Below are 17490 nucleotides of genomic sequence, written 5' to 3' on the forward strand. Positions count from 1 at the left end.
TTTTTCCTATCGGTTATAATAAATCGTAATAACTCTTTTTCCATAAGCGTCCAGTCCCAGACTGGTATTAAATTTACTATCTGGATCACATTTTTTTAATTCTTCCAGTCCAAGCTGTGCCTCCATATTTTCTTTTATAAATATGGATTCTCCATATACATGATAGTCTGCGTTTTCACATGCTTCTGTCTCCGGTTCAGCAACCTGAATTCTGTTTTTCTCTTTCGGATTTAGAACTTCCCATGCCTGTTTGATTCCATAATAACAATTTAGATTATCAGATGAAATTACAATACTATCTGCAGAGTCCATTCTCAAAACTTGTTCTAATGCCGCTTTGTAGTAATCCAGATTCGCATATTCAAACTTTTCTTCTACATTTTTTCCAGCAAGTATATTAAAATAAGTAGATTCAAAAGGATGTCCCACTACAATCAAGCCTGCACACCAGAGCATTTGCAGAATCCCACACAAATACAATATTTTTTCTGCTTTTCTATTTTTTGCAATCTGGTTAAGTACATAAACAGCCATAAAGACCATTGGTGGATAAATAAAGAAAAAATGCCGGAACGTTACATTAGCACCCTTCACTATAAATACCATCATCGGCAGCCATATAATGATTGCGCAAATCAGCATATATTTCAGAAACTTCCACTGTTCCTTCCGTTTTGCAGCAATCAGATATACACATCCCACCTGACCGGCAATGAGTGCTGCCAGAAAAAACAATGGTGTTGTAACTCCATAGCAAACAAAGAAATAATGCCATGGTAAGTTATTTTCCAGATATCGATACAATTTTCCACAATACAATTCATATCCATTCCAACGCAAAAAGCCTGTAGAACTGGAAATCGTATATTGAAAATATCCGGTCAACGAATACCAGGTTGCCGGAGTGATGGCAATAAATACGATTACAACGATCACAGCCGCCAGCAATCCGTTCAGAAATTCTTCTTTTTTCTTTTCTCTCGAAACAAGGAACTCAAACAAATATAGCCCACCAAATAATCCGACAAACATCAGACCGATAATTCTCATATTTACGCAAAAAGCTGCAGTCACAGCCCACAGAACGCTCCATTTTCTACTTTTGGTTTCCACGAAACGTATTCCTGTATAAATACACAAAGATGTCAGTGTCAGCATCACCATGTCTTTATTATTGATAAATGCATTTCCAAACATCACCGGACTTAATCCAATAAATGCAGCTCCCATTGCACTCAAGAACGGTTTTCCTGTTAAAAACTTTCCTGTCTGATAAACCGCCAGCAGACCAACAAGAAACCATATGTACAAATACATATGATACACAAGCATTCCAAGGTCAGTTCTTCCTATTACACGCAGTACTGATACGACTGCAACTACAGGATAAAGCAATGCCTCACCATGATCAATTTCCACAGAATCCATTAGATTTCCAATCAAACTGTCCATAAACTGATAAAGCCGGCTGCTCTCGCCAAAAAAAAAGCGCACATATTCTTTCAAATCCATTCGGGCAATGTCTATTTCCGTATTCTCATCTATATTAATACCATATCCCTGTACAGCAAACAGTCCTATCACAATACAGATGATAAAGACCACTGTTACGATCTTTTTTTCTCTTTTACTCAATGTATTTTTTCCCTTTCCTGTCTATCATGTGATATATTTTTCGCAGTCCTCTTATCAGTTTCCATTGTGGATTCAATCCCTTATCATACCTGTCGAATTGAATATCCCGTTGCACTTCCGGTGGATATTTCATCGGAAACTGCATTTCAAAAGTTTCTCCCTTATAATCACCTTTATCTCTTGTATGCGTTGCATCATTTCCAAACCCCTCATTACAGATCAAATTTACTTTTGGTACAATGCATAATCCGTTAACTGCCATACAGGAAATCCACCATTGATAATCCCATGGACATTTTCCACGTTCGATATAATAATTCAATTCCTTTTCCACATAATATCTTGTTCTTAAAGAATAAACTCTTTTTAGTGTTCCATCCTCATGTATCTGATTCCAAATTTCTGTTCCTTCTCTATAACATTTCCATGCTCTTCTCCATGTAGCCCATCCCCAGGTATATACTCTGGCAGTAAAGCAGAAACTATACGGCATCTGATAGGCTGACATCTGATTCGAACCTGAAATCATCATCACACGGGAATCATTTCTGTAATATTCAAGCAACTCTGCTGCATAAGAAAAAAACTGCGTATCTGGCAAACAGTCATCTTCCAGAATAATAGCTTCCTCTGTATGTTCAAATACCCAGTCTAATCCCGTCGGGACTCTGGTATCACATCCCATGTTCTTATCTGCATAACAACGTGACACTTCACATTTCCACGGAATATTTTCAAAAACTTTTCTTACTTCTTCTACCTTTTTATCTTCTCCCGGAACACTGTCTCTCGGACCATCCGAGATCACAAACACTCTCTCTGGTTTTACCTTCTCCAGACATTCCAGCATACGCTCTGCCAGATATTTTCTATTGAATACAATAATTGCTACTGGTACTGAATATCCTTTACCCATCTTTTCCCCCTATTTCTTAATCCAGTGTCATTTTATCATCTGGTCTTTTATTTTACAACCCATACAAAATAAGGTATAATAATACTACTTATATACGAATGTGAGGAGTTTTCATGCTTGTTGTAAATATTTCTGATCAGCTGGGCAATCAAATGTTTGCTTATGCAGCCATCCGTACCTTAGCTGAACAAAAAGGATATGATTTTGGTTTTATCCGTGCACATAATGACCGTATTAATGACACAGATCATAAATACGGAAACGAAATCCATACCATATTTCCCCAAACACGCCAGAACTTTTTAGAAAAACTTCCTGACACGGTTATTCATACTTATCATGAACAAATTCAGCCTGGTGATCCTCTTTTTTATAATGAAGATGTAGCCCATATTGAAGATAACACTTATCTGATCGGACACTTTATTTCCTATAAGTATCTTCATTCTTATATTGACGAAGTCCGCAAATGGTTTACTTTCCCCCAGGATATTTCCGATCGCTGTCAGACACGCATTGCATCTGTCAGGAAGAAATACCCTGACAAAAAGTTAATTGCCATTCATTTCCGTGTGGGAGATGATTATTTAAAACAAGGGTTTCTGCTGCAGTCTTCCTACTGGATTCATGCTGCAGACTATATACTTCAACTATATGGACGTGAAAATGTGATTTTTCTGCCATTTTATGATCGAAAACAAAAAAAGGGCGGAATTGTTAACTATTTCTTCCAACATTATCCCTGTGAAGATATCCGCGGAACACTCGTCGAGGATATGTGCAGCCTCTCACTTTTAGAAAACCTGATCGTCTGCAACAGTTCCTTTTCCGCCATGGCAGGAATACTTAACCAAGTGCCAGATCATTTAATTATCCGCCCATCTTCCTACCCGGCCGGTTCCGGCTATCTGCCTACCGACTGCTTTCCGGAAGAATGGATCAGCATCCCTGCCAGAAAGAGTTTTCTCTCCCGGCTTAATTATCGATCTATGCAATTAAAAGGATTTTTGCTGAAAGGATTAAAAAGAAAACATTGAATATCTTATATTTAAATACAACTTATTTATGCGGTGGTGCTGAAAAGGTTGCGAACCAGATTTTTGATGGCATGAGAGAAAGAGGACATCATGTCTACGAAATTGTCAGTTACCATAAAAAATCAGAACAACTAAAAGAAGGCATCCATGTTCTGTATCCTTCCATGCCCATGCTGCTTTTCAATCGGCTTATCACCAGGAATCACAGTAATACCAGTCTCTGCATCCCCTATAGCCGCCTGAAAATTATCCGTTTCATCAAAAAACATAACATTGACCTGATCCATATTCACAATGCTCATGGAAATTTTCTTGGAATTCACGACATCCAAAAGCTCAGTGAAATCTGTCCTGTCATATGGACAGTCCATGATTTCTGGCCTTTGACCGGCCATTGCACATATCCCACCGGATGTCCTGATCTCTGGAGAAGTGGATGTCTTCATTGTCCACAACTGGCAAATTATCCCCCCATTCGAAAAGACATTGCCAGAAAACTTCTCGCTGAAAAACATTCTTCTTTTCAGCAGAAAAATATCCACTATGTTGTTCCTTCGCACTGGATGTTGAAACAATTCCGCCAGTCCCACCTTGCTGCAGAGCATTGCTCTATGATCTATAACAGTCTGAACCCGGCAGAATGGAAGACATACGACAAAACAGAATTGAGAAAAAAATATCATATTCCGCAAAACATGAAGGTCCTTGCTTTTGTAGCTGCCGACCCTGATAAACCCCTAAAAGGGATGTCCATTCTTTTAAATGCTTTACAGCAAATTTCTTCACCGGAATCTTATTTGCTTTTGATTGCCGGCCAGAGTGAATCCTTTTCTAAAAACTGCAAAAAAGAATTTCAAATACGTTCCTTTGGATATCTGACTGATCAGAAAAAAATGAATGAATTTTATTCCCTAGCCGATCTTCTCATTAATCCTTCTACTTATGAAACATTCGGCTTGGTAACCATTGAATCCATGGCTTCCGGAACACCTGTTGCCGCCTTTTCCATCTGCGCAATGCCCGAAATTCTCACAGACGATTGCGGATGGTGTATTCCTGTTCCGGACAGTTCTCTGCTTGCCCATACGATTGAAACGGCCTTTTCCAATACCTCTCAGCGAAAAGTAATGGAAAAAGCCGCCCGTTCCCGCATCGAAACCATCTTTTCAGAAAAACAGATGCTGGATTCTTATGAAACACTTTATCATCAGGTCCTGAACCATTAACTATGGTTTCAGGATCTTTTTATTAAATTTTTTATGAGTTTTCCACCAGTTTTCCAGGAATGAAGATAAATACCCACAAAAGGTCTGGTTTCTTTCCAGAATAACGGGGATATCAATGCTACTACAACCTGAGCACCCAATGTACCCAGTGCTGCACCTCCCATTCCCCATATTGGAATGGTTACCGCATTAAAAATCAGATTAAAAACGCCCCCGCAGATTGTATAATTCTTGGAATAACGATTTTTATTTTCTGCCACACTCCAGATATTTCTTGCAACTCCTATCATTGCAAAGCTCGTGGACCAGATCAGAAGCTGCAATACCGGAACTGCCGACATGTACTCTTTTCCATACAGGATATAAATTGCCAATTTTCCCAATACCTGCACTGCAATTCCCACACACAGTCCCATACCGCTGATAGCAAACAGCAATAATTCCAGTTTCTCTCTGTAGGCTTTTTCGTCGTGTGTTTTTTTCTCCAGTATTAATACTCTGGAAGAATTTATAATTGCCTGCGGAATAAATTCCCATAACATGGCAATGGTCATGGCAGATGTATATAATCCAACTTCTGTCTCTCCCATTAATTTTCCAAGCATAACCTTATCCATCTGTGTATAAAGTGCAATTGCAAGTCCTGCAATCACATAATGCTTCCCCTTATCAAACAACTCTCTGGCTGTATCAAAAGAGAAACTCAATGAGAAATTTTTACTTTTTAAGAAAATAACACCTACAATACTACCGCATACCAGTACCTGAATACTGGTAGACGCACCAAACCAAAGAACTGATGCTCCCAGTACCAGCAGAACCAATTTCCACACTGCTACTACCGTCTGTCCGCAGATATTTGCCAGCACATAATATTTAGATTTCAGTTCTGCCAGAAACCATTCATTTAAAAGTTCATAGGTTTTGCATGCAATAGAAAAAGCCTGTAATGCTGTAATAATCCACAGCACATAATTTCCAGGTTCAAGGACAGCTACTAATATCAGAACACAGCCAAAACTAATTGTTGAAGCAACCAGCCTCATGCAAAGGGCTGTTCCCATAATCGTTCCTTTTTTTTCTGGATGACAGACCATCTCATTCATCAAAATACTGTCCAGTCCAAGCTGGCTTATGGATGTAAATAAATTCACCAGAGACGTTCCATATCCAATCAGTCCATAATTCGATGGACCCAGATACCTTGCTGATAATGCACCTACTACCAGTGACAGCATCATAGAATATATATTTTGAAAAATCAGCCAGTTTGTATTTCCTACAAAACGGTTATTGCGTAATAAATTCCAGATTCTTTTCATGTAAATTACTACTTTCTTCTGCTTTTATAATAACTGTTTATTTTACAATAAAAGGGAACACTTATCGCACACAGTATTGCACGGATATGATTCCTGCCTGTCGCAGCTTTTCCCAATAAAAAGGATTTATGAAAAAGCTTCCGATACTCAGGCCGATACATCTGTGCCTCCATTATCATACTAAGGCCACTGTTCAAAATACTGTTCTTCATCCATTTTCTTAATTCTGGTTGCTGCTGGTTTGCCAGTGCATTCTGCAGTTCCAGTACATAAAATAAATCTTTCACATTCTTTTGCTTATTATTATGTGTACTGATAGAACCTGGTCTCACTCGATAATGGTACAGGCATCTTTTTGTCTCAACGATTTTCTCTGCAGCCAGAAGTGCCCGCGGAACAAATTCTACATCTTCATGATAAATTCCTTCTATAAACTGTAGTTTCTGCTGTTCCACATATTCTCTTCGAAGACAATATAACCAAACGACTACTTCCAGGTCTTCTTTCCTATAACAGTCTAAAAGATAATCATGCCCATCTTGAACCGTCAAGTCTTTCCTGCCAGTTTCCTTAATGGTCTTTCCGGTCTTATCCATTTGATTTTCTTCCCAGCCATTGTAAGCCACCACATCTACATCGCCAGTTTTTTTTAACACTGCATCTATATGACTGCATAAATCTGACTCGACACGATCATCCGAATCAACAAAGATCAGATATTCCCCCTGGGCCTGAGAAACCCCATAATTCCGTGCCGCAGAAACTCCTTTGTTTTTACAATGAAATACTTTGATTTTAGAACAGATAGATGAGAAATAATCGCAGATCCGCCCACTTTCATCTGTACTTCCATCATTAATCAGTAAAATCTCATAGTTATCATAATCCTGATTCATCAGTGAATTCACACAGCTTCCAAGATACGTTTCTACATTATAAACAGGCACTATAATTGAAAAACGACATTTTTCCATTTTTACACTCCGTTTCTCAGATGTGAAACTGTATTTTTCGCATTAACGATCCAGGACAATGGAAATAACATCACCAGGGAATTACCACATAACTGATTCATCCATTTTCTGGAATGACTCCACCGCTCAAACGCAATGGTATCATAGCTCTTTGCTGCCCACTGAAGCTGCTGTTCCGTCGGTGCCATCCCGAAGAATTCTGCTCCTTTTCGAAGTCCGCGCAATGTACGAAGTTCATACATGCCCGGATGATATTTCATGACATAGTTTCCGTACGTCTCAAACTCACTAAAGCCTGAGCCTGGAAGATTCTCATCGGACACTGCACTTAAAATTCTTTCCCAGAAGCTGCCGCCCACCAGTTGCGGCTGGCGCATCAGATTGTCCAGCATCTCCTTCATTACCGCCACTGAAAAGATCATATTTTCACAAATAAATGAGAAATCTCCATACTTCTTCACTTCTCCAGCAAACAATCGGTCCAGCGTTTCAAAATATGGCGGTTCCATTTCTTCCTTCTTTGTAAATACCGGCTTTCCATTCTGCATATGGGAAATCGAATGAAGCGGTACTGTGTCGGAATCCCAGACAATGTAGTATTCATCCTCACACAAATAAGAATAACCAAATTTCAGAAATTGCTGGAAATACCAGCCGGATCTCGAAGCTTTTCCAGTACGTTCTGTCATATAAGCTTTGACCGCACCTAACGTCATTCCTTCGCATACTTCATCTTCATTCAGGAACTCCGCTCCCAGTCTCAGACTGTCTTCCCTCAGACCTTCTGCCCCAATCACAATGACTCTCTTACAATCCAGATTTTTCCTGATATACTGAATATTCATCTGAAATACCGAAAGGTTGTCCTTTGTCATCGGTACAATTACATCATACAGTTGTTTCTCTCTCATCATTTTCCCCGTTTCAACTTATTTAAAACCATATTTTTGATTCTCATCACATATCCATATCCCGAAGTCTTCCGATAGCATACCGTCAGCACAAGGAACGAGAACATCACCAGAACTGCTCCTTTTACCACGAAAGAAACAATTCCCGGTTCCGGCAGAACTGATGCAGTAAACATTCTGCCAATCCATGCAGTCAATATAAACAATACCAGTCCTTTCCCCTGTTCCAGCCAGTACGCCAGATATTCCACGGGCCGCATATGGAAAATATCTTTAAATACAATGGAGCTCTTGCCAATCCACAAAACAATCTGGCATACAACAGTTCCAAGCAATACACCATAGATACCGATCACAAAGGTACCTGCCACTGATAATACAATATTTAAAACTGCTGCAAGAATCATAATTTTCTTTTCTTTTGCAAATAATCCTCTGGCATTAATATACTCTCCAGTCGGTCCATATACAATTGAAATATACGTATCTGCTACCAGCAGATATGTGATCATGGCATTCATTGTATAATCTCCGCCAATCCAGAGCGAAATAAATGCGTCTGACAGACAGACTGCAGGAATTAATAATATCATTGCCAGAAAATAACGGACAAATGTATAATTCCGAAACAGAGTTCTGGAACGCTCCACACTCTCATCTACCAGATAGTTTCCAATCATCGGCTGAATGGGAATCATCATATAATAAACGATACTCATCAGGCAGGACGTAATATATTTATAACTGGACAGATACCCTACTGATACCGTGCTGATAAACGCGGAAATCACCAGATTATCTGTAGAACCATAGACATACGTGGCCAACTTACTGGTAAATACATTTTTCACATCCGAAAACAGATTTTTCTTCAGTTCAGCACTAACTTCTGCACGCTCATTCAAATTCTGATACTGACGCTTACAGATCACATGAACGATCAGGTTGGAAATTACATTCTGAATAATCTGAACCATCAAATAAAAGAAATAATTTCCTGTACAAATAATAATTCCAAATTTAGCCGCTGCAAATCCAATATTACAAACAATGTCCACCAAAGAACACAGATACTGCTTCTGATCCGCATAAAGCAACGTTCTCTTATATGCCAAGAAATACGTCGATGCAGAGACCATCAGCTGCAGGAAAAATGCGATTCTGATATAACCCATGCTGAGCTGTACATCCTTAACTACCAGTCCCAGAAACGGCATACAGACAAAACCTGCCACTATAAAAAAACATCCTATCAGCCAATATAACTTTCTGAATAATGTAACAATTTCATTTACTTCATCCATTCTGCCTTTGGCAAGTGGTTCATACAACCGAAATGTAATCGCAGACTGTATGCCAAGTTCTGCCAATGATAAAGTATTCAGCACATCTGCCAGTACTCCGTTAATTCCCAGAATCTCCATTCCAAAATACTGAATAAAGAATCTTCGGAGTACAAAGTTCACCAGCAGATAAATAACCTGCGCCGCCATACTGATGGTGCTGCTCATGAGGGCAAGACTATTTCTCTTTTCCATGTAATAACTCTCGTTGTCCTTTCTCTTTCAAATTTGCAAATGCCGCCAGAAAGAACGGGAAATATTCCAATTCAAACAAATGCTGCTCTATCATTCCATGCACACAGGCCAGTGCCACGATCCATAAAAGAATTCTCTGATCCTGTTCTGCTGCTTTCTGGCAGATCCAGGTCAGGAGGCATAAGACAATTGCCAATAAGACCACTCCATATAAAAGACCAATTTGCATATAACCGCTGTCGATGTAGAAATAAGTAGCACTACTACTTGTCTTGCTTCCATTTCCCGTCATAGGAATCGGAGCCCCCCACAGCTGAAAACCATAGAAATTTATTGCTTTTTTCACCAGCATCAGCCGATTACTGAACCAGCTGTCCAGCTGCTTCGTCCAGGCAATATCAGGATTGTAAAAAACACTCAATCCGCTGACAGCTGCTGCACAGATCAATGGTGCTGCAGGCAACATCTTTTTTTCCAGGACATCGGTCTTTTTTATCTTACCGCAATATGCCATCAACAATGCTGTCATTGCAATTAAAGCTGATGAATTTCTGGCAATACTGAATTTAAAAACCACTGCACCGATCACCAGCCAGAAGATACTATCCTTCCAATTCGCCTTTTCCCGTCTTAAATACCACCATCCAAGCATCAGGAAAAAAATATGTGCTGCAAAATCCGTAGAATAAACAAATCCAAAAGCCATCCGAACCTGGCCATTGCTCAGCCCCCATGTTAGATTGTCAAGCACTCCCGTCAAAGAACAAACGATCGTCACCACAGTTAATATTGTACTGACCCATACATCTGCTTTTATGAGTTTTTCAAAATCCACTTTTGCCGCTCCCGGAAGAAGCAATAAATAGGTCAGTAAACTGTCACAATCTGTCTTCTGGCTGCAATAAATAAGAATCATGTCGTAAAAAAACAGTATTCCTATCTGCTTCCAGTCGGGCTTTTCTTTCGTCAGGTACAGTAGTAATACGATCACTACTATTATCCCATACGGCTTCAGAAACAACCACATACAGATACTGCTGGCTATCCCACCTTCCGCATAGAAAATATCTATATCCTCAAAAAATAGTGTTGTATTTAGAAAACGATAAATCAGCATACTGAGAAACATTGCCCAGTATGCTGTTCTTCCATATTTTTGCAAGAGTTTTTTCACTTGTTTCATTCTTCCTTGCTTTATTCTACCGTTACGGATTTCGCAAGATTTCTTGGTTTATCCACATCCAGTCCTTTAGCCACACTAACATAATATCCCATAAGCTGCAGCGGCACAATAGCCAGACTATTCATAAAATACTGCTCTGTCTTCGGTACATAAACAGAGAAATCTGCTGTGTCCTCCACGGCATAATTACCATAGCTGGTCAGTCCCATGAGATAAGCGCCACGGCTCTTCACCTCTACCAGGTTGCTGACCGTCTTCTCAAAGAGAGCCTGCTGGGTCAGTACACCAACTACCAGTGTACCGTCCTCGATCAGACTGATGGTTCCGTGCTTCAATTCGCCTGCTGCATAAGCTTCCGAATGAATGTAGCTGATCTCCTTCATCTTCAGGCTGCCTTCCAGGCTGATGGCATAATCAAGACCTCTTCCAATGAAGAAAATATCCTTTGCATTGGCATATTTGCTGGCAAACCACTGAATCCTCTCCTTGTCTTCCAGTACCCGCTGAATCTTATCTGGCAGGGTTGCCATCTCGGTGAGCAGCTCTGCTTCTCTTTCCTCTGTAATCTTATCTTTTACTTTTGCCAGCTGGATGGTGAGGAGATACATAGCAACAAGCTGGGTGCTGTAAGCCTTGGTAGTTGCCACGGAAATCTCCGGACCTGCATAGGTATAAAGCACATAATCACTCTCTCGGGCAATACTGGATCCAATCACATTCACAATGCCGAGCACCGGTCTTCCCTTCTCTTTAGAAAGGCGAAGGGCTGCCAGACTGTCTGCGGTCTCACCGGACTGGGAAATGACAATCACCATGGAATTTTCAATAAGTTTGGGATCCCGGTAACGGAACTCGGATGCCAGATCCACCTCCACAGGAATATCAGCCAGAGATTCCAGAATGTATTTTGCGGACATGCCTACATGGTAAGCAGAACCGCATGCCACAATATAGATTCTTTCCAGATTTTTCAACTGCTCATCACTTAACCCCACCTGGGAAAAAACGATTTCTCCATCCTTCACATAAGCATTGATGGTGTCTTTTACTGCTTTAGGCTGCTCATGAATTTCCTTGAGCATGAAATGCTCAAAACCGCCTTTTTCTGCTGCCTTGGCATCCCATTTGATCTCTACCAGATCTTTCTGCAGTTCTTCCCGGTCGATGTTGTAAAAATGTACCTCTTCCTGGGTAATCTCTGCGATCTCCAGATTCCCAATGTAATAAACTTTTCTGGTCTGATCCAAGATAGCCGGAACATCCGATGCGATCAGGCTTCCGTGTTCACCAACACCAATGATGAGCGGACTGTCCTTTCTGGCTGCAAACAGTTTGCCTGGATAATCATGGAACATAATGCCAAACGCATAAGAACCACGAATACGCAGCATGGCTCTGGAAATGGCCTCCAGCGGCGTGCCCGTCTTCTTGTAATAATAATCGATGAGCTTTACAGCCACTTCTGTATCTGTCTGGGAATAAAACGTATAACCGGATTTCAAAAGTTTCTCTTTCAGTTCCTGATAATTCTCGATGATTCCGTTATGTACCAGCACGACAGAACGATCCTCTGTACAATGGGGATGTGCATTCTGGGCTGATGGTTCACCATGGGTTGCCCAACGAGTATGGCCGATACCGCAGGTACCCGGTACTGCCTTCCCATTGTCCGTCTTCTCCACCAAGGCACGAAGACGACCTTTTTCCTTTACAATCTCAATCTTACCTGTTGCCTCGTCGCGAACAGCAATTCCCGCGGAGTCATATCCACGATACTCCAACTTACCAAGTCCGGCAAGCAGAATAGGAGCGGCCTGTGCCTCTCCAATGTAACCAACTATTCCACACATATATTCTATCCTCTTTCAAAAAATATTGTAAAGATTCTGTACCATTATATACGATTTAAGACTTGCTCACAACTACTTTGCACCTCTTCTTGCAAAAGGCAATACCATATAACAAAATATCGTGTCTGCCATCATTCCATAAGTATTCCTCGTATCTTCGATCTCGAATCTGATCCAGGGCTTTCTGACATGCCTGCTCCATGTCTTTGAACTCTTTTGTATATTTCAGTTCGGTAATAATTCCGGCATCCAGATCATCTGTCTCCACAATAATGTCTGCAAACCCTTCTCCGGCTTCCACATTGGATTCCAGTCAGTTCAAAATCATCGATTCCAATCGGCAATTTGATTGATTCACTCATATTCCCTGCTTGTCTCCTTCTTCTTTATAACATCACTTTACCATAGAACGACTGTTATTAATACCCCAAAATCAAAAACAGTCCGACACTTTTTGCCAGACTGTTCTTGATTTATTACTATTTTAACCTAATTCCTTCTCACACATCTTCAATACAGAATCAATCACCGCATCCATATCATAATACTTGTACTCACCAAGACGGCCACCAAAGATTACTTTTTCTTCCTGCTCTGCCAATTTTTTATACTCAGCATACAGTTTTCCGTTCTTCTCGTCATTGACCGGATAATAAGGCTCATCTCCTGGTTTCCACTCAGAACTGTATTCGCGGCTGATGACGGTCTTCGGAAGATCGTTTCCGTTATCATCCTTGCCAAATTCAAACCACTTATGCTCGATAATTCTGGTCCATGGTGTTTCACGATCCGTATAGTTCACTGCCGCATTTCCCTGAAAGTTCGACTTATCCAGAAGTTCTGTCTCAAATCGTACAGAACGATATTCCAACGTTCCCAGCTTGTAATCAAAGTAAGCATCTACCGGGCCAGTATAAATAACCTTCTCTGCCAATGCATCCAGTTCCGTTTTATTTTCCAGATAATCGGTATTCAGACGCACTTCAATGCCTTCCAACAGATTTGCCACCATCTTCGTATAGCCACCCATCGGGATACCCTGATATAACGCATTGAAATAGTTATTATCAAAAGTCAGACGAACCGGAAGTCTCTTAATAATAAATGCCGGAAGATCCTTACAGTCTCTTCCCCACTGCTTTTCCGTATAACCTTTTACTAGTTTTTCGAAAATATCCCTTCCGACCAGAGAGATTGCCTGCTCTTCCAGATTCTTCGGATCAGTAATACCAGCTTCCTTCTTCTGCTCTTCAATCTTTGCAGCCGCTTCTTCCGGAGTTATCACACCCCACATCTTATTGAAGGTATACATATTAAACGGCAGACTATATAACTCTCCCTTATAATTCGCTACCGGACTGTTGGTAAAACGGTTGAACTCTGCAAACTGGGTAATATAGTTCCATACCTTTTTATTATTGGTATGGAAAATATGTGCACCATACTTGTGAACATGGATACCTTCCACATCCTCTGTATACACATTTCCTGCAATGTTCGGTCTCTTATCAATGACCAGAACGGATTTTCCTGCTTTCTTTGCCTCGTGTGCGAAGATGGCTCCATAAAGACCAGAGCCTACCACTAAATAATCGTACATTCTAATGATTTCACCCTTCCTTTTACTTCTGTCCTTAGATATACTATATATCTGCAATAACAAAAACTTTATCAGATCAAGTATCAGGAATAGGTTCTCTTGATTCTACGGATGATGCTCTATCTTTCTACAAGATCCTTTATTTACTAATAATTTTTGTAACTCACATTCAAATCTACATTTCCAGATATTCCATCAACAGAGCCTGTATTACTATATTGCCACATAGTTACATTTCCTTTTCCAGTATATCCATGGCCCTTATCTAAGCTTCTCCATCTTGCAACCCAAATATCAACATCTTTTAACATGTCCATATCTAAATATTTATTCATCCATTCAATGTTGGTATAAAGTGCAAATTTGTAACCACTTGCTTCAATTACTTTTTTGTAATTCAAAACCATTTCAGAGCGATATGACTTGGATTTTCCAGAAGTTGCATTTATTATACTTGAATCTTCCAAATCAAGCACTACTGGATAATCAAGTTTTTTGCCATTTAATGCATCTATTACTGCATCTGCATTGGCTCTTGCTGAACTTCTACTAGTTATGTAGCTATACTGATACACTCCAACCTTAACTCCGGCCGCACGTGCTTCTTTATAATTCTTCTTAAATTTATCATCTACTGTTAAATTTGAAGTCTTTCCTTTCATAATCCGGATCATAGCAAAATCAATGTCATCCTTTTTAACTTTACTCCAGTTAATATCTCCCTGATGACTTGATACATCTATTCCATATGCTTTTATTTTTTTATCTGTCTTCACTACACCTTTCCAAACACCGTTACTGTCAAATCGGTTAGTTTTTCCATCTATTTCTATATCTGATGTTGCCATGGAACCATCTGACTGGAAATAATACCATACTGACCCTGACTGCATCCATCCAGTTTTCATGGATCCATCTGCATTAAAATAGTACCATTTTTCAGAAATTGGCTGCCAACCAGTTTGCATCACTCCATCTTTATTCATATAGTAATATTTACCGCCGACATACACCCAACCAGTCTGCATCACTCCACTACTATTCATATAATAATACTTACCACCAACATTTACCCAACCGGTCTGCATCACTCCATTGGAATTAAAATAATAATATTTTCGATCAATCTGTTGCCAACCTGTCAGCCTTACTCCACTATTATTCGTATAGTAGTATGCAGTTCCAATTTTAATCCATCCTTTCTGCATCACTCCACTACTATTCATATAATAATACTTGCCACCAACATTTACCCAACCGGTCTGCATCACTCCATTGGAATTAAAATAATAATATTTTCGATCAATCTGTTGCCAACCTGTCAGCCTTACTCCACTATTATTCGTATAGTAGTATGCAGTTCCAATTTTAATCCATCCTTTCTGCATCACTCCACTACTATTCATATAATAATACTTGCCACCAACATTTACCCAACCGGTCTGCATCGCTCCATCATTTCTTAAAAAATAATAGTTTCCAGAAAGCAATAACCAACCGGTCTGCATTTCTCCGTTATTTTTCAAAAAATAATAGTTATTTTTATCTTTAATCCAGCCTTTCTGCATGGTTCCATCCGTCCCCATGTAATAATACTTGTTGCTTACCTTTCTCCAGCCTTTACTCATCGCACCATCCGAATCCAGGTAATAATATTTTCCGGATAAATATAACCATCCCGTTTTCATACTATAATCATCGTTAAAATAGTACCATTTTCCAGCTACATAGTACCATCCTTTTTGTAAATATCCATTTTTATCGGCATAATACTTTATATTATTGTAGTTTCCCCAACCAATAGTCATTTTTCCAGTTTCATCAAACAAATATGATCTTTTCGAAATTGTAGACAACCCTGTCACTGCTGATCCATCTGATTTAAAGAAATACCAATTTTCTGAAATTGTTTTCCAGCCTTTTTGCATAACGCCATCATCGCCAAAGAAATAATTCTTCTGTCCAATTTTTGTCAGACCTGTAACCATTTCTCCCGATTCTGCAAAATAATACCATTTTTCCCCGTCCTGAAGCCATCCTGATCTCATTGTACCATCTGGATTAAAATAATAACTTGCTTTTCCAATTTTCTGCCAGCCTGTACAACGACTTCCATCTTCAAGTAGATAATATTTCTTTCCTTCATATGTCAACCAGCCTGTCATCAGCTTACTATTTTCATCATAATAATACCATTTACCATCTATATTCTGCCAGCCTGTCATCCATTCTTCTGCTGAAACGTTAATTTCTATACTATCCTTAACTTCAGATTTTGTCTGGACACTTACTGTTGTAGTTCCTTCAGATATTGCCGTAAGCACCCCTTCTGCCGTAATTGTAGCAACATTTTTATTACTGCTACTCCATATCAGTTCCTTATCCTCTGTTGTATCTTCCGGATTAATCGTGGCTTCAAGCTGTAATATCTGTTTTTTCTTTAAATCCTTTTCTGGCGGAATAATTGTTACCGTATCAATCGGATTAGAAACCATTACTTTGCAAACAGCTTTTTTATCTCCTGATACTACATTTACATTGGTTGTTCCAGCTGATCTAGCTATTATTTCAGCTGTTCCATTATCTCCTGGAATAACCGAAACAATACTATCATCATCTGCATTCCATGCAAAACTTACTTCTGAAGTTATATCTTGTCCATCGACATTAAAAGCTTGTACCTTTAAAGAACCTTTATCTCTTCTTAATTGAAGTTTCAAAAGTGCCCTATTATTTTCGAATGCTAATGTATCAATTTCCTTGACAGATACTATTTTATCCTCTTCCTGCTTTTCTGCATTTGTCTCTTCTACGGTTTCGTTGCTATCCTGTCCATTATTTTCTTCATTATTCTCTACTTCATTAGTTTGCTTTTCAGACTTATTATTTGAATCCACAAAACTATTTTCATCTTCACCAGGCTGAGTTTCATCCGACGCATTTTGCGCTTCTGTCGCCTTATCTTCCTTCACTGGAATACTGACATCTAACGATGTCTCTTGCACATCTCCAGATATATCTTGCGTTTCCGCAGCATATGATATTGACGGAGTTTCTACAAACATCGTTCCGGCCAATGTCAAAGCTAATACTTGAAGTATTATTTTCTTTTTCATATGTTTTCCTTTCCTTTCTAATGTAAGATTTAAAATCCTATCATACTAACTTTGTTGTTTATTATACTTTATAATTTGTTTCTATTCAACTTACTGTCTCTTAAATTTTCTTAAGTTTTATTTTTAAGAAAATATTGTAATTAGCCTTTTTCTTTTCTATAATAGGCACGTATTTTAATTTA

General features: G+C 39.3%; 13 protein-coding genes and 1 pseudogene. 3 read left to right on the top strand and 11 right to left on the bottom strand.

What is annotated here, in order from left to right; translation table 11 throughout:
- Nucleotides 1-6 precede the first annotated feature (6 nt).
- Together LKD36_RS04130 and LKD36_RS04135 are read right to left on the bottom strand one after the other, a co-directional pair.
- Complete coding sequence (locus LKD36_RS04130) at nt 7-1635, bottom strand: ArnT family glycosyltransferase (RefSeq protein ID WP_308458806.1); 1629 nt, start codon at nt 1633-1635, stop codon at nt 7-9.
- Complete coding sequence (locus tag LKD36_RS04135) at nt 1628-2551, bottom strand: hypothetical protein (protein WP_308458807.1); 924 nt, start codon at nt 2549-2551, stop codon at nt 1628-1630. Before LKD36_RS04135 ends, LKD36_RS04130 begins: the two co-directional genes overlap by 8 nt.
- 113 nt (nt 2552-2664) lie before the next feature.
- On the opposite strand from LKD36_RS04135, the gene LKD36_RS04140 reads away from it, so the two are divergent.
- From LKD36_RS04140 to LKD36_RS04150, 3 genes and pseudogenes are all read left to right on the top strand, one after another.
- The gene (locus LKD36_RS04140; protein ID WP_308458808.1) at nt 2665-3588 is read left to right on the top strand and encodes an O-fucosyltransferase family protein; all 924 of its coding nucleotides are present in this window, start codon (nt 2665-2667) and stop codon (nt 3586-3588) included.
- Between the two features lie 71 nt (nt 3589-3659).
- Nucleotides 3660-4163 (top strand): annotated as a pseudogene (locus LKD36_RS17655) (glycosyltransferase); the annotation flags it as partial.
- A 90-nt stretch (nt 4164-4253) separates the two neighbouring features.
- Entirely contained in the window at nt 4254-4814 is a 561-nt protein-coding gene (locus LKD36_RS04150) for a glycosyltransferase (protein ID WP_308458810.1), read from the top strand.
- 8 nt (nt 4815-4822) lie between these two features.
- Here LKD36_RS04150 and LKD36_RS04155 read toward each other — a convergent pair whose 3' ends face one another.
- The 9 genes from LKD36_RS04155 to LKD36_RS04195 all read right to left on the bottom strand — a co-directional run bounded on the left by LKD36_RS04155 (nt 4823) and on the right by LKD36_RS04195 (nt 17308).
- A complete protein-coding gene (locus LKD36_RS04155) occupies nt 4823-6136 on the bottom strand; it encodes a flippase (RefSeq protein ID WP_308458811.1) in 1314 nt (437 codons plus the stop codon).
- An 8-nt stretch (nt 6137-6144) separates the two neighbouring features.
- The gene (locus LKD36_RS04160; protein ID WP_308458812.1) at nt 6145-7110 is read right to left on the bottom strand and encodes a glycosyltransferase; all 966 of its coding nucleotides are present in this window, start codon (nt 7108-7110) and stop codon (nt 6145-6147) included.
- A 2-nt stretch (nt 7111-7112) separates the two neighbouring features.
- Entirely contained in the window at nt 7113-8021 is a 909-nt protein-coding gene (locus LKD36_RS04165) for a DUF6492 family protein (RefSeq protein WP_308458813.1), read from the bottom strand.
- Nucleotides 8021-9559 (bottom strand): lipopolysaccharide biosynthesis protein, encoded by a 1539-nt coding sequence (locus LKD36_RS04170; RefSeq protein ID WP_308458814.1) that lies wholly within the window; start codon nt 9557-9559, stop codon nt 8021-8023. The genes LKD36_RS04165 and LKD36_RS04170 overlap by 1 nt, the downstream gene beginning before the upstream one ends.
- Entirely contained in the window at nt 9543-10733 is a 1191-nt protein-coding gene (locus LKD36_RS04175; protein WP_308458815.1) for a hypothetical protein, read from the bottom strand. The genes LKD36_RS04170 and LKD36_RS04175 overlap by 17 nt, the downstream gene beginning before the upstream one ends.
- 20 nt (nt 10734-10753) lie before the next feature.
- On the bottom strand, nt 10754-12592 hold the full coding sequence (gene glmS / locus LKD36_RS04180; protein ID WP_308458816.1) for a glutamine--fructose-6-phosphate transaminase (isomerizing): 1839 nt from the start codon (nt 12590-12592) through the stop codon (nt 10754-10756).
- A 55-nt stretch (nt 12593-12647) separates the two neighbouring features.
- Nucleotides 12648-12860, bottom strand: a complete 213-nt coding sequence (locus LKD36_RS04185) for a PD-(D/E)XK nuclease domain-containing protein (protein WP_308458817.1) — start codon at nt 12858-12860, stop codon at nt 12648-12650.
- A 216-nt stretch (nt 12861-13076) separates the two neighbouring features.
- A complete protein-coding gene (gene glf / locus LKD36_RS04190) occupies nt 13077-14192 on the bottom strand; it encodes a UDP-galactopyranose mutase (RefSeq protein ID WP_308458818.1) in 1116 nt (371 codons plus the stop codon).
- Between the two features lie 146 nt (nt 14193-14338).
- Nucleotides 14339-17308 carry a GH25 family lysozyme gene (locus LKD36_RS04195; protein ID WP_308458819.1) on the bottom strand — a complete coding sequence of 990 codons (2970 nt, stop codon included), beginning with the start codon at nt 17306-17308 and terminating at the stop codon, nt 14339-14341.
- Between the last annotated feature and the right edge of the window lie 182 nt (nt 17309-17490).

Origin of the sequence: Hominiventricola filiformis (assembly GCF_020686965.1) — a bacterium.
GTDB lineage: Bacteria > Bacillota > Clostridia > Lachnospirales > Lachnospiraceae > Hominiventricola > Hominiventricola filiformis.

Bases quoted from the DNA above. Each gene is read 5' to 3' on its own strand.
- LKD36_RS04135 (WP_308458807.1), bottom strand. From the start codon at position 2,551: ATGGGTAAAGGATATTCAGTACCAGTAGCAATTATTGTATTCAATAGA.
- LKD36_RS04140 (WP_308458808.1), top strand. From the start codon at position 2,665: ATGCTTGTTGTAAATATTTCTGATCAGCTGGGCAATCAAATGTTTGCT.
- LKD36_RS04155 (WP_308458811.1), bottom strand. From the start codon at position 6,136: ATGAAAAGAATCTGGAATTTATTACGCAATAACCGTTTTGTAGGAAAT.
- LKD36_RS04160 (WP_308458812.1), bottom strand. From the start codon at position 7,110: ATGGAAAAATGTCGTTTTTCAATTATAGTGCCTGTTTATAATGTAGAA.
- LKD36_RS04165 (WP_308458813.1), bottom strand. From the start codon at position 8,021: ATGAGAGAGAAACAACTGTATGATGTAATTGTACCGATGACAAAGGAC.
- LKD36_RS04170 (WP_308458814.1), bottom strand. From the start codon at position 9,559: ATGGAAAAGAGAAATAGTCTTGCCCTCATGAGCAGCACCATCAGTATG.
- glmS (WP_308458816.1), bottom strand. From the start codon at position 12,592: ATGTGTGGAATAGTTGGTTACATTGGAGAGGCACAGGCCGCTCCTATT.
- glf (WP_308458818.1), bottom strand. From the start codon at position 14,192: ATGTACGATTATTTAGTGGTAGGCTCTGGTCTTTATGGAGCCATCTTC.
- LKD36_RS04195 (WP_308458819.1), bottom strand. From the start codon at position 17,308: ATGAAAAAGAAAATAATACTTCAAGTATTAGCTTTGACATTGGCCGGA.